The 12,771-nt window shown below is 62.9% G+C and carries 9 protein-coding genes and 1 pseudogene; 8 read left to right on the forward strand and 2 right to left on the reverse strand.

What is annotated here, in order from left to right; all coding sequences use genetic code 11:
• Positions 1-128 precede the first annotated feature (128 nt).
• Genes J7I89_RS09995 through J7I89_RS10005 form a run of 3 tightly spaced genes read left to right on the forward strand, consistent with a single transcriptional unit; the run spans position 129 to position 6,878 of the window.
• The gene (locus tag J7I89_RS09995) at positions 129-3,287 is read left to right on the forward strand and encodes an efflux RND transporter permease subunit (protein WP_214969559.1); all 3,159 of its coding nucleotides are present in this window, start codon (positions 129-131) and stop codon (positions 3,285-3,287) included.
• Positions 3,284-3,736, forward strand: coding sequence for a hypothetical protein (locus J7I89_RS10000; RefSeq protein WP_214969561.1), 453 nt, complete (start codon positions 3,284-3,286; stop codon positions 3,734-3,736). The genes J7I89_RS09995 and J7I89_RS10000 overlap by 4 nt, the downstream gene beginning before the upstream one ends.
• Position 3,737: 1 nt before the next feature.
• Positions 3,738-6,878, forward strand: coding sequence for an efflux RND transporter permease subunit (locus tag J7I89_RS10005; protein WP_214969563.1), 3,141 nt, complete (start codon positions 3,738-3,740; stop codon positions 6,876-6,878).
• Positions 6,879-6,897: 19 nt separating this feature from the next.
• Here J7I89_RS10005 and J7I89_RS10010 read toward each other — a convergent pair whose 3' ends face one another.
• Positions 6,898-7,464, reverse strand: coding sequence for an SRPBCC family protein (locus tag J7I89_RS10010; protein ID WP_214969565.1), 567 nt, complete (start codon positions 7,462-7,464; stop codon positions 6,898-6,900).
• A gap of 136 nt (positions 7,465-7,600) precedes the next feature.
• Between J7I89_RS10010 and J7I89_RS10015 the strand changes: the two genes are divergently transcribed.
• From J7I89_RS10015 to J7I89_RS10035, 5 genes are all read left to right on the forward strand, one after another.
• Positions 7,601-7,939: a hypothetical protein gene (locus tag J7I89_RS10015; protein WP_214969567.1), complete on the forward strand. Its 339-nt coding sequence runs from the start codon at positions 7,601-7,603 to the stop codon at positions 7,937-7,939.
• A 213-nt stretch (positions 7,940-8,152) separates the two neighbouring features.
• Complete coding sequence (locus tag J7I89_RS10020; RefSeq protein WP_214969569.1) at positions 8,153-9,352, forward strand: pyridoxal phosphate-dependent aminotransferase; 1,200 nt, start codon at positions 8,153-8,155, stop codon at positions 9,350-9,352.
• Positions 9,349-10,308 carry a D-glycerate dehydrogenase gene (locus tag J7I89_RS10025; RefSeq protein WP_214969571.1) on the forward strand — a complete coding sequence of 320 codons (960 nt, stop codon included), beginning with the start codon at positions 9,349-9,351 and terminating at the stop codon, positions 10,306-10,308. The genes J7I89_RS10020 and J7I89_RS10025 overlap by 4 nt, the downstream gene beginning before the upstream one ends.
• 208 nt (positions 10,309-10,516) lie before the next feature.
• The gene (locus J7I89_RS10030; RefSeq protein ID WP_214969573.1) at positions 10,517-11,206 is read left to right on the forward strand and encodes a hypothetical protein; all 690 of its coding nucleotides are present in this window, start codon (positions 10,517-10,519) and stop codon (positions 11,204-11,206) included.
• Positions 11,207-11,307: 101 nt separating this feature from the next.
• Positions 11,308-11,547, forward strand: coding sequence for a hypothetical protein (locus tag J7I89_RS10035; protein WP_214969575.1), 240 nt, complete (start codon positions 11,308-11,310; stop codon positions 11,545-11,547).
• Between the two features lie 837 nt (positions 11,548-12,384).
• On the opposite strand, the pseudogene J7I89_RS25120 reads toward J7I89_RS10035, so the two are convergent.
• Positions 12,385-12,534: pseudogene (locus J7I89_RS25120) on the reverse strand (site-specific integrase); the annotation flags it as partial.
• Positions 12,535-12,771 lie beyond the last annotated feature (237 nt).

Here is a 12,771-nt window from a genome sequence, read left to right on the forward strand (position 1 = left end):
CAGGGTTGAGGGAGGCAGCTCGGCATTCGTCCGCGGCAACGCCGCTGCGGGCGTTTCCTGAATAGGCGCATCAGTAATTGGCACACCCGGCAACGCCGCCGGAGCCAATAACGATGGGGGCTGAGGATATGACCGGTTGGCTTGTCCGCTGGAGTCTTAAATTTCGTTTGATCGTGTTAGCCGCTGCGGCCGGCATCTTAGGGTTCGGAATGACGAGCCTGCCGACCATGCCAGTGGACAATCTTCCCGAATTCTCCCCGCCACACGTGGAGATTCAAACCGAAGCACTTGGGCTGTCGGCCGTTGAGGTCGAACAGCTCATTACGTCGCCCATGGAGGCGGACCTGCTCAACGGTGTTGCCTGGCTTGATGAGATCCGTTCTAAGTCAGTTCCGGGCCTGTCATCCATTGAGATGGTCTTTGAACCGGGCACCGATATTCTCCGCGCGAGGCAGTTGGTGGCGGAAAGGCTTACGCAGGCCTTCGCCCTGCCGAATGTCTCGCAGCCGCCGGTACTGATGCAGCCGCTGTCGTCGACGAGCCGCGTCATGATGGTCCAGCTCACGTCTGAGGACGTGTCGCAGATCGACATGTCGGTTCTCGCCCGCTGGAACATCAAACCGGCCCTGATGGGCGTTCCCGGCGTGGCCAATGTGTCCATTTTCGGGCAGCGCGAACAGCAGATTCAGGTCCAGGTCGATCCGCAGAAGCTCCGGGCGAACAACGTCACGCTTAACCAGGTGATTGAGACTGCCGGCAACGCCGTGTGGGTTTCACCGCTGAGCTTCCTTGAGGCATCAACGCCGGGCACCGGCGGATTCCTGGAGTCTGCAAATCAGCGCATCGGTATCCAGCACGTCCTTCCCATCCGGACTCCGGAAGATCTTGGCAAGGTCAGCGTCGAGGGAGCCCAGAACAAGGCGCTGAAGCTCTCCGATGTCACCACCCTGAGCGAGGATCACCAGCCGCTGATCGGTGAAGCGGTCACGGGCAAGTCGCCCGGCCTGCTCCTCGTCATCGAGAAATTCCCCGACACCAGCGTCGCCGAAGTCACCAAGAGCGTCGAAGACGTCCTGGACGGTCTCCGCCCGGGCCTTTCCGGCATCACAGTGGACTCGACCGTCTTCCGCCCGGCATCCTTCGTGGAGTCGGCTGTCGGCAAACTCGGTGTGGCGCTGCTCGTGAGCCTGCTGGTGGTCACAGCCGCCGTCGGACTGATCTTCAGGTCCTGGCGGTACGCCCTCCTGGCTTTCGTTGCCGTTTCGGTTGCCGCCGTAGCTGCCGCATTGGTGCTGCAGTTCCAAGGTGCCGTGCTTAATACGATGGCCTTCGCCGGGCTTGTGCTTGCCCTGGTGGTTGTCATCGGAGACGTCATCACCGATCTCTACAGCTTCCGACAGGAAAGGACGGACGACAAGGCAACACGGGAGGGCCTGCTCGCGCACGCGCTGAAGCGCTCCCGGGTTCCCGTTCTCTTCGCCGGCCTGGCCGCTCTACTGGCAGTTGCACCGTCGCTGTTTGTTCCCGGCGCCCAGGGGGCGTTCCTCAAACCGCTGGTGCTGTCCTACCTGCTGGCTACGGCTGTTGCGATGCTCGTTGCACTGACAGTTACGCCGGCGCTGGCCAGCGTGCTGTTGGGTGGACACCAGCGGGAGCGGCGCACGCCATCCTTTGTCCGGAAATTCAAGCTCGGCTACCGCCGATCCGTTAAGTCCTTCACCGGAACCCTCGCCACCGTGTTTGCGCTGGCGGCGGCGGTAATGGCCATTGCGGCCATTGCGATTGTTCCCGGGCTGACCAGGGACCTGCCGGTGGTCGCTTCAGTGCCTGACCGGACGATCCTCGTTCAGTGGGAGTCCGTCGCCGGTACAGGCACGGACGTCATGAACAGGGTCATGACCAAAGCCACGGACGAGCTGCGATCCATTCGCGGCGTCTCGGCGGTCGGCGGTCACGTAGGGCGTGCCATCACGTCGGACACGTCATCCGACGTCAGCTCCAGCGAAATCTGGGTGACCATGGATGAAGATGCGAATTACACCAGGGTCCGCTCCGAAGTCAGGGAAATCGTCGAGGGCTACCCGGGCCTGACGCCCACTGTCACCACCTATCCGGAACAGCAGCTTGCCGCTGCCACGCAATCCGATGACCAGCAGTTCACGGTACGTGTCTACGGTGTTGACTTGGATATCCTCCGCGAGAAGGCCGAGGAAATCCGCGGGATCCTGTCCCGGACGAACGGCGTGGTCGATCCGCGGGTGGACGTCACGATTGAGCAGCCTGTTGCCGAGATCGAAGTGGATCTGGCAGCGGCTCAAAAGGCAGGCATCAAGCCGGGCGACGTCCGGCGTGCCGCAGCCACCGTCCTTCAAGGCATTGAAGTCGGTTACCTGTTCGAGCAGCAGAAAGTCTTCCAGGTCATCGTCAAGGGAACGCAGGCCACGCGCAACAGCCTCAACAGCGTTACCGACATGGTGGTGGACAAGCCCGAGGGCGGATATGTCCGGCTCGGCGACGTTGCCAAGGTGACACTCCGGCCGAACCAGACGGTGATCCAACACGACGACACCTCGAGGCGCATCGACGTTGTAGCCAGCATTCAGGGACGGGATCTTGGTGCCGTCAAGGCAGAGGTCCAGGCAGCGATCCGGTCGCTTCAGTTCCCGCTGGAATACCACGCAGAGATTCCTCCGCAGTACGGTGAACAGCAGGCCGCTGGCGCATTGTTCTGGTGGCTTGCAGCAGCAGCAGCGGCGGGTGTCCTGGTCCTGCTCCTCACGGTCCTTGGCAGCTGGCGGCTCGCGGGGCTGTCCTTCGTGCTCCTGCCAGTCGCCCTTGCCGGCGGTGTGGTTGCCGCGGAACTCGCAGGCGGAATCGGCTCGGTGTACGTGCTGGTGGCGCTCGCTGCGGTCCTGGCCTTTGCGATCCGGGACGTCGTCCTGCTGATGGGGACCTACCAGTCCCTGCAGAGCAAGGATCCGGCAGCGCCTCCGGCGGTTCACATGGAGCACGCGGCTTCCGAACGGCTCCAGCCGACCATTCTGTCCGCAGTCATTACAGGGCTGGCACTTGTGCCGCTTGTCCTGCTTGGCGGGTCTGTCGGCTCCGGCATGCTGCTGCCGCTGGCGCTGATCGTGTGGGGCGGCCTGATCACGTCGGCCCTGCTCACCCTGTATGTCCTGCCGGTCCTGTTCCTCCGTTTTGGTCCGGCTGCTAACACGGACTGGGGGAGCTCATTGGTGATTAACAACGGACCGGTTCTGCCAGAGAGGTCGGAATTGTCATGAAAAGCAATAGTGGTTTTGGGGGCTGGCGTCCTATTCTCGTGCTGGTCTTCGCAGCGTCAATGGGCCTCTCCGGATGTGCGGTAGTAAAACCTGCCGCTGCTCCCGCCGGGCAGGCCGCGGCCACCATGGAAAAGGCGGGCCCGGATCTGAACAGGCTGACGCTGACAGACAAGGCAGTGGAACGGCTGGAGGTGACCACAGCGAAGGTCACCAAGGGCACGGGGGGCGCCCTGGAAATGCCATACGGCGCATTGGTTTACGATGCGAACGGTAAGACCTGGGTTTACACGAATCCCGAGCCGCGGACCTACATCCGGGCCGCTGTGACGGTGGAGCGGATCACTGACAACAGGGTCCAGCTCCGGTCCGGTCCGCCGGCAGGAACCGATGTTGTCACCGTGGGCGCAGCGGAACTGTTTGGCGCCGAATTCGGTACGAAGGGGCATTGACATGCGCCGGATTGTCGGGTTCAGCCTGAAATTCCGCGCCTTGGTGGTGGCCATAGCAGTGGCAATTATGGCGTTCGGCGGCGTCCAGCTCAGCACGGCCTCGGTGGATGTCTTCCCGGAGTTCGCGCCACCGAAGGTCGAAATCCAGACCATCTGCATTGGCCTGACTGCGTCCGAAGTGGAAGAGTTGGTGACCGTTCCGCTCGAAGACGCCCTCAACGGCGTCGAAGGACTGGACGAAATTCGCTCCAAATCCGTGGAGCAGCTGTCCTCGATCGTGCTGCTTTTTGCCCCGGGGGCGGACCTTCTCAAGGCCCGCCAGCTCGTCTCGGAGCGCATCGCCAACGTCACTCCGTCGTTGCCTACGTGGGCGGCGCCGCCGGTGATGCTGCAGCCGCTGTCATCCACCAGCCGGGTCATGAAAATCGGCCTGACGTCGGATGAGCGTTCGCTGATGGAAATGTCAATGATCACCTACTGGAAAATCCGCGCCCACCTCCTGCGGGTGCCCGGCGTGGCCAACATCGCCATCTGGGGCGAACGGCTGCAGATGCTTCAGGTCCAGGCCATCCCAGAGAAGTTGAAGGCCAATGACGTCACCCTGAACCAGGTCATGGAAGTCACGGCCGATGCCCTGGATGCCGGCCTGCTCCAGTATTCGCCGGGCGCCGTCATCGGCACCGGCGGCTACATCGGGACGCCGAACCAGCGGCTCGGCATCCGGCACGTACTGCCCATCACCACTCCCAAGGACCTCGCGCAAGTGCCCATTGAGGAGCGGAACGGGAAGCCGCTGCGCCTGGGTGACGTGGCCAATGTAGTGGAAGACCATCAGGCGCTCATTGGCGATGCCGTGATCAACCAGGGCGAGGGGCTGATGCTCATCGTTGAGAAACTTCCCTGGGGCAACACCCTGGAAGTCACGAAGGGCGTGGAGGAAGCGCTGCGGCAGATGGAGCCGGGACTCAGCGGTATCAATATCGATACCGAGATTTTCCGTCCGGCGACCTTCATCGAGGAATCCCTCAATAACCTCAGCCGCGCGCTCCTGCTTGGCTGCATCCTCGTGGTAATGGTGCTGGGAGCGTTCCTCTTCCAGTGGCGGACCGCGCTCATCAGCCTGATCGCCATCCCGCTCTCGCTCGTAACGGCGGCCTCCGTTCTCTACCTGACCGGTGCTTCTGTGAACACCATGGTCCTGGCCGGGCTGGTGATCGCCGTGGGGGTGGTGGTGGATGATGCCATCATCGACATCGAGAACATCATCCGAAGACTGAGACAGCACCGGGCGTCCGGCGGAACCCGCTCCACCGCCTCGGTGGTCCTGGAGGCCTCCCTGGAGGTCCGCGGACCCATCATCTATGCCACGCTGATCATCATCGCGGCCGCGGTGCCGATCTTCTTCCTCCAGGGACTCACGGGCGCTTTCTTCAGGCCCTTGGCCATCTCCTACACCCTGGCGGTGCTGGCATCAATGGCCGTGGCCTTGACAGTGACCCCTGCCCTTGCGCTGATCTTCATGCGCAAGGTCCCGTTAAAGGAGCAGGAGCCACCCTTGGTCCGGGTGCTCAAGCGCGGGTACCACCGCATCCTCAGCAAGGGCATCCGGCGTCCGGTGGCAGGTTACGCCACCTTCGGCGCCATGGCGGCCATCGGTGCCATCACGGCACCGCTGCTGGGGCAGTCGCTGCTGCCTGACTTCAAGGAGCGCGACTTCCTGATGCACTGGCTGACCCAGCCGGGCACTTCGGTCACGGAGGAGTACCGCGTCAGCCAGAAGGCCTGTACGGAACTGCTGACCATCCCGGGGGTCCGGAACTGCGGCTCGCACATCGGGCAGGCATTCAACGCCGACGAGGTCGTGGGTGTGTATTTCGGTGAGAACTGGATCAGCATCGACCCCGCGGTGGATTATGACCAGACACTGAAGTCAATCCATGAAGTCGTGGATGGGTATCCCGGGATCGTGCGCGACGTTCAAACCTACCTGAAGGAGAGGATCCGTGAGGTTCTCACGGGCGCCAGCGACGCCGTCGTCGTCCGGCTTTATGGGGACGACTTGGGGCTCCTGCGTTCAAAGGCCGCGGAGATCCAGGCGATCTTTGAGCAGACTGAAGGAACCGTTTCCCCCCATACAGCCCTGCAGAAGGACATTCCGCAGATCAGTATCGAGGTTGATCTGGAAAAGGCCCAGAGCTACGGGCTGAAGCCGGGCGACGTCCGGCGGGCTGCGGCTACACTCGTGGCCGGCGAGGAAGTCGGTGACGTTTACCGGGGCGGCAAGGCATATGACGTCCAGGTCTGGAGTCCGCCAGAGGTCCGTTCCGACATCACCAGCATCAGGAACCTCCCGATCGATACCCCCAGCGGGCAGAAAATCCTGCTGTCCGATGTGGCAAGTATCCAGCTCAAGCCGACCCCGAATGTCATCCAGCGCGATGCACACTCGAGGCGGATCGATATCGAGTCCAATGTGAAGGAAGGCCAGCTGGGCCACGTTGTTGCGGCCATGGAGGAAGGGCTCAAGAAAGTGGAGTTGCCCTCGGGCTTCCATACGAGAATCCTGGGTGAGTTCCAGGAACGCCAAGCGGCAACCAACACGCTGCTAACCCTCGCCATCGGGGCACTGGCCGTCATCTACCTGCTGCTGCAGGTAGCCTTCGGCAGCTGGCGTTTGGCGACGCTGGTGATCCTCACGCTGCCGATTGCCCTGGTGGGCGGGGTGTTTGCCGCTTTCCTTGGCGGTGGCGTGCTGTCTCTGGGCTCCATTGTGGGCTTCCTGACAGTCATGGGCATCGCGGCAAGGAACGGCATCCTGCTCATCAACCACTGCCAGCACCTGGAGAAGTATGAGGGCATGCGCTTTGGTCCGGAGCTGGTGCTGCGCGGTGCGGGGGAGCGGCTTTCACCGATCCTGATGACCACGCTCGCCACCGGGCTGGCCCTCGTTCCGCTGGTGGTCCTGGGCAACATCCCGGGCCACGAGATCGAGCACCCGATGGCGCTCGTGATCCTCGGCGGGCTGGTGACGTCCACCCTGCTTAACCTCTTCGTGGTTCCGTCGCTCTACCTGCGGTTCGGCAAATCCCGGAAGGAGAGGAATGAGGCGCCGCCCCGGGAACCGGAGCTCGCCAACGCCTGATCAACACCCCACAGAGTAGCTAGACCGTCCGCCGCCCACGCCCCGCCAAACGCGGGAACGTGGGCGGCGGCGGTGCGGGCACTGTGTGCGCGTCGGTTCCGGTCCGCCCGCGGCGCAGTTCGAGCGCCAGGCTTTCCTGCCCCCGGGCCATCGCCCACCGGTGGTTGGCGGAGAACCCGGGCTTGAGGAGCCAGCTGAGGCGCCTCAGCAGCGGTTTGGTGACGGTAACCCGCCAGTCATAGGTGATCACGGACTCCGGGCCGTCCTGCTCGAAGGTCCACCGGCCGGTGCCGTCCAGGTCGCCGGTGGCCCGGATCGCGAAGCCCCTGTTGGTGATTGGTTCCGTGACCGTCAGCGTCCAGCGGAGGGTGTAGGGAAGCCAGCCCTTGGTGTGGAGCCGGGCCATCCGGCCCACGCCGTTCTCCTGGCCAGGGTGGAGGAGTTCCGCGGCCAGGTAGACCGACGGCCACCAGCGGGGGAGGCCGGCGGGGTCGCTCAGGAGTTCTGCGACGTCTTCCGTGGTTCCGGCCACGCGCCAGGTGGTGAGGAAGGTGTAGTCCGTGCTTCTGCTGCCTTTGGTATTCATGACGGCCTCCTGCCGGTGGGGATGTGGAGTCCATTCAAGCGCCTGCCGCCGGACTGCTCAATGCCTCCCTGTACGGCGTTAAGAGGCGGCCATAGACTTCTGACGTAAGTCGCTCTCTCTCACGCAAGGAGTAGTCATGAATTACGCAGGCACTGGCAACGAGAAGGCTGTTGCGGCCACAGACCTTAACCGGACGCACGTCGGACTGACGGTCAGCTTCCAGCCCGATGAGGCCACACTGGTGTTCGGACGGATCGGCGCCATCGCGCGGAAGGACTCCGGAGTGACCATCGCTTTGGAAGGAGTGGACAGCAGCGGCGGACTCCAGACCACATACACGGTGTCGCCGACCCACAATATCTACGTCCAGCCGGACATGTTGACCAACACCGAATCCACCATCAAGGATCTGTTCGGCAAGGTCCAGGAAAATCTGCGCGGACATAAGGGAGACCAGCACCCCGCCGCAATGTAGCGCAGAGTGCAAAACAGACCAGCAAAGCAGAAGGCCCCGGTTCCCTTTCAACAAAGGGAACCGGGGCCTCGCTTTTTGGCGGTCGTCGCTTCGAGGGCGCTGTTCCCTGTGAGATTCATCCGTATATCTTATTTCGCGGTTTGATATATTAGCCTATACTAGATCTGAATCCGCCGGAGGATCGATCGTCAACTCGATGAGGAGTGGAACAGCATGCAGCAACTCGCGCACCGGCTTGAACGTCTGGGCACCGAAACCGCCTTCAGCGTCGCCCAAGCCGCGGCCGCCTGGAAAGCGAAGGGGAACCTCGTGTACCCCTTCCATCTCGGCGACATCAACATCCCGACGGCCCCACATATCGTCGAGGCGATGAACCGGGCGATCGGTGACGGCTACACGGGCTACTGCCCCGGCCCCGGCATCCCGCAGCTGCGTGAAGCCCTCGCCGATGACCTCGGCTCGCGCCGCGGTATCAAGTTCTCCCCCGAAAACGTGGTCGTGATGACCGGCGGCAAGCCCGTCATCACGAAGTTCCTGCAGGCGGTCATGAACCCCGGCCAGGAAGTGCTCTACCCCAACCCTGGCTTCCCGATCTACGAATCGCAGATCGAGTACCTCGGTGGCACGGCCGTGCCTTACCGCTACCTGCCCACGAGCGAGGGCTTCGCGATCGACCTCGACCAGGTGCGCGCATCGATCACCCCGAACACGGTCGCAATCATCTACAACGACCTGCAGAACCCCATCTCGGCCGAGTCGACGGCGGCCGAGCGTGAGGCAATCGCGCAGCTTGCGCAGGAGCACGACCTCTGGGTGCTCTCCGATGAGGCCTACTTCGAGACGCGCTATGAGGGTGTCTCGAGCTCGATCGCGTCGCTTCCCGGTATGGCGGAGCGCACCGTGATCCTCTACACATTCAGCAAGAAGTTCGCCATGACCGGATCCCGCCTGGGCTGTGCCGTCGCCCCGATCGAGATCGCCAAAATTCTCAGCACACTCAACACCAATGATGAGTCGTGCACGACGCACTACGTGCAATGGGCCGGCATCGAAGCGCTCCGTGGCACCCAGGAACCCGTACAGCAGATGCTCGACATCCTGCGCGGGCGCCGGGATGCCGCATGCGAACTCGTGAACGACATCTCCGGCATGCACGTCGCCGTGCCGCAGTCGACGTTCTACCTTTTCCCCGACGTCACCGAGGTCATGGAGCGCATGGGTTACTCGGCAGTTGGCGATTTCGCCTCCGCAGCCCTGTACGAAACCGGCGTCTCCTTCTGCACACGTGAACACTTCGGCCGCCGCCAGCCCGGCGAAGAGCGGCAGTACATCCGGCTCGCCTACTCGGGCATCGACGTCGCCGATATCCGCGACGGCCTCGGCCGCCTGCGCAAGTGGATCGAGACGGCATGAGCCGGGTCGTCGTCACGGGACGTGTACCCGAAGCCGCAATCGAGAAGCTGCGCGCCGAGCACGAAGTCGATGCCTGGCCGGGTCCGGAGTCGATTGGCCGCGAGGAGCTCCTGCGCCGAGTAGCCGGGGCCGATGCCGTGGTGAGCCTGCTCACCGAACGCATCGACGCCGAGCTGCTCGACGCCGCCGGCCCGCAGCTCAAAGTGGTCGCGAACGTCGCCGTGGGCTATGACAACATCGACGTGCCCGCCTGCACCGAACGAAGCATCGTCGCCGCCAACACCCCCGGCGTGCTCACGGACGCCACAGCCGACATCGCAATGGGCCTCATCCTCATGTCGACCCGCCGGCTCGGCGAGGGGGAACGGCTCATCCGCTCCGGCCAGGCCTGGAAGTGGGGTATGTTCTTCCTGCTCGGCAGCAGCCTGCAGGGCAAGACCCTCGGCGTCGTCGGCATGGGCGGCATCGGCCAGGCGACCGCGCGCCGGGCCAAGGCCTTCGGCATGGACATCGTCTACCAGTCGCGCAGTGACATCGATCCCGAGATCGCCGCCGAGCTAGGCGCCCGGCGGGTCGATCTCAACGAGTTGCTGGCCGTCTCCGACGTCGTCTCGCTGCACTGCCCCTACGGGCCTGCCACGCACCATCTGATCGGCGCCGAACAGCTCGCGGCGATGAAGAGCTCGGCGTACCTCGTCAACACCGCGCGCGGACCGATCGTCGACGAAGCGGCGCTCGCGTCTGCGCTTCGCGACGGACGGATCGCGGGCGCTGGGCTCGACGTCTATGAGCACGAGCCCCGTGTGCACCCCGAGTTGCTCGAGCTCGAGAACGTGGTGCTACTGCCGCATCTGGGCTCCGCCACAGTGGAGACGCGAACCGCGATGGCGATGCTCGCCGCAGACAACGCCCTCGCCGTGCTCAGCGGCGAACGGCCGCCCGCACCGATCAATTAGTGGAAAACGAGTACGAGCCCCGTCCAGAAGGACGAGGCTCGTACTCAACTGTGTTACTCATTTGCCATGAAGACCTACGCGAGGATGAATAAGCAAGAGGCCGCCGCGGCGCTACAGGATTTCTTGGAAGAGCGACCGCGCGCGCTGGAGAATCTAACCCGATCTCTGGCCAACCACTCTGACGAAACCGTCAACCCTGGACGGGACAGTGGAGAGCCTCGTACCCCTCTGGCGCTGGGTGAAATCGGTACTGACCGAGCGGACGACGGAAACCGCGGAGTCGGATGCCTCGACCAGCCCTTCGTGGGTTCGCTACGGCATTGGCACAGAGCCGACGTTGTCGCCAGAGTCTGTTGCGGTCGTGGATGGTGTGACCTCTTACCTGTGCCGGGTCGTGGAGCGCGGTGCCCCCGGCGCGCGGTGGCGGGTCGGATACCACCGCATCAAGTCCTACATCTGGCAGAACCATCCGGTGCTCGCCAGTGATGGTGAGGAAGCCGCAATGGCTGAGATCGTTCCGGGGGCTGCCCGAGGGCAGGTCAGCGGGCGGGTGCCGTCCGCTGATGACAAGCTGGCTCGCACGGCCGCGGCGGCCATCAAGCGACTGAACGGTGCCAATGACGATATGGTCGGCCAGGACGAACCGCTTGTCGAGGTCGAGGACCTCGGTGAGGACGCGCTCCGCGGCCGTGAGCTCGAGGTCTCTTTGCGAGAAGACATCGCCCACGAGCACTCCCGCATGGTGGACCGTATGGTCAAAAACCTGGCGAAGGAGGACGGGATCATCGGCGCTATCCGTGAAGACCGCGAAGTGCTCCTTGTCACCACACCCAGCTGGAACGCCGCACAGCTTCAAGAATGGGTCGCCCGCTATATCGAAGACAATATTCATAACTAAAACCGGTGATACCAGAACGTTTGTTCCGCGGATGGGGCTTCGGTGGGGGTGCCGGGGCCGTAAGCTGACCACGTCGGACTTCAACGAGACTGGGGGACACCATGAGCTTGAAAGACCTGATACCAGACGATGATGAGCGGGCGACGTTCGTCGGTAAGTTCACGATGGCGAGCGCGAAGGCAATGCATGACCTCCGTGAGGAGAACGCGGCGCTGACCGAAACAGAGGTGGCTGGCGAGCTTGAGGCTAGGATCCGGCGGGATATCGGACCTGATTGGCCGCTGCCCCGTCCTCAGCTTTTGCAGTTAGCGCGGGATGTCTTGGCTGACAGAGGAGCCTAGCTACATCTAATCCTGGGTCGTAGAGAACCCCGCTAGATTGTGTCCGGCGGGGTTCTTAACGAAGCAACCTCCGCACATGGGGGACATGCGGAGGTTGCCGTGTCTGACGCTACCGGCGGGTAGGTTAGTCACTCAACTTGATAAGCGTGCTGGCAAGTTGCAAGCCGTTCACCTGCCGGTCGTATCATTCATCTACCGTTGCCGTAACGGCCAGCGACCCCTCACAGGATCTACGGTTACGGTAGGTGGCCCGCTCCGATGCATGGGGGCAGAGCGGGCCACCGCACCTAGTTAGGACACTTAACCGGTCTTTCGGGCCGTTTCCTAAACTTGATCAAACTCTGCGGCGATCCTCCGCTAATGCCGAGCTTGGAGGGGTAGCTTCGGTGCACCACTAGATGGAAGGTGCACCGAAATGACTGTCACTGAATACTTCTCAGGCGTTGCCATCATGTTTGGATCCCTGGTAGCCCTCCTGGGTCTTTCTGCCGCCATCGTCCGGGGAAGATCTCTCACCACTAGAAGGTCAAGCGCTCGGGCAATCCAAGGGTGACGCCGCATGACCTCCGCCGAGGCTCCAGATAACGCAGTCTCACGGTCGGATGTTGTCAGAATGTTGCCACGCAAGGCTCTTTAGACAAAGCAGAAAGGTCCCGCTTCCCTTTGTTATAAGGGAAGCGGGACCTCGCTATTTGGCGGTGACGGTGGGATTTGAACCCATATGGACGCCCGCGTCATGACGGGGAACGCCCTCAAATTCCTTGTGATTCCGCGGAATCTGCCATCATTTGCTCACACGTGAAAACACCTGCTCGCAGGTATTCCGTTACCGCTGCGTTACTGCTGGAGCTGTTCTGCCCTGGCTTGGTCGAGGGCTGCAGCGACTGAGTCAAGGTCGTCCTCAAAGAGGTCGGCATACCGGTCGAGCGTCATCGCCGCGGAGGCATGGCCAAGCATGCGCTGGAGCGCCTTTACGTTCGCGCCCGCACGGCGTGCGTCTGGTATGACCAACGGTCTCCTGTGAGCGCGCCTGTGACCGAAGCTGGAGGGCAAGCCTGTTGTCGTCCTTTGTGCACGACTGGACAGTGTCTGTCCTCATATGTGTCGAAGTCCGGGATTCTCCCCACCCCGTAGTGGTGGAGCGGTAGGTGCCGGCCGAGGGGCCCGAGGCGGGTGTCAGGGACCAATGCGCGGGAAAGTAGCGCTAAGCCTTGATCCACCGAT

The sequence above is a fragment of the Arthrobacter sp. ISL-5 genome, assembly GCF_018613835.1.
GTDB lineage: Bacteria > Actinomycetota > Actinomycetes > Actinomycetales > Micrococcaceae > Arthrobacter.

What these genes read in the sequence shown, in the direction of transcription:
- J7I89_RS09995 (WP_214969559.1), top strand. Translation starts at nt 129, where the DNA reads ATGACCGGTTGGCTTGTCCGCTGGAGTCTTAAATTTCGTTTGATCGTG.
- J7I89_RS10000 (WP_214969561.1), top strand. Translation starts at nt 3,284, where the DNA reads ATGAAAAGCAATAGTGGTTTTGGGGGCTGGCGTCCTATTCTCGTGCTG.
- J7I89_RS10005 (WP_214969563.1), top strand. Translation starts at nt 3,738, where the DNA reads ATGCGCCGGATTGTCGGGTTCAGCCTGAAATTCCGCGCCTTGGTGGTG.
- J7I89_RS10010 (WP_214969565.1), bottom strand. Translation starts at nt 7,464, where the DNA reads ATGAATACCAAAGGCAGCAGAAGCACGGACTACACCTTCCTCACCACC.
- J7I89_RS10015 (WP_214969567.1), top strand. Translation starts at nt 7,601, where the DNA reads ATGAATTACGCAGGCACTGGCAACGAGAAGGCTGTTGCGGCCACAGAC.
- J7I89_RS10020 (WP_214969569.1), top strand. Translation starts at nt 8,153, where the DNA reads ATGCAGCAACTCGCGCACCGGCTTGAACGTCTGGGCACCGAAACCGCC.
- J7I89_RS10025 (WP_214969571.1), top strand. Translation starts at nt 9,349, where the DNA reads ATGAGCCGGGTCGTCGTCACGGGACGTGTACCCGAAGCCGCAATCGAG.
- J7I89_RS10035 (WP_214969575.1), top strand. Translation starts at nt 11,308, where the DNA reads ATGAGCTTGAAAGACCTGATACCAGACGATGATGAGCGGGCGACGTTC.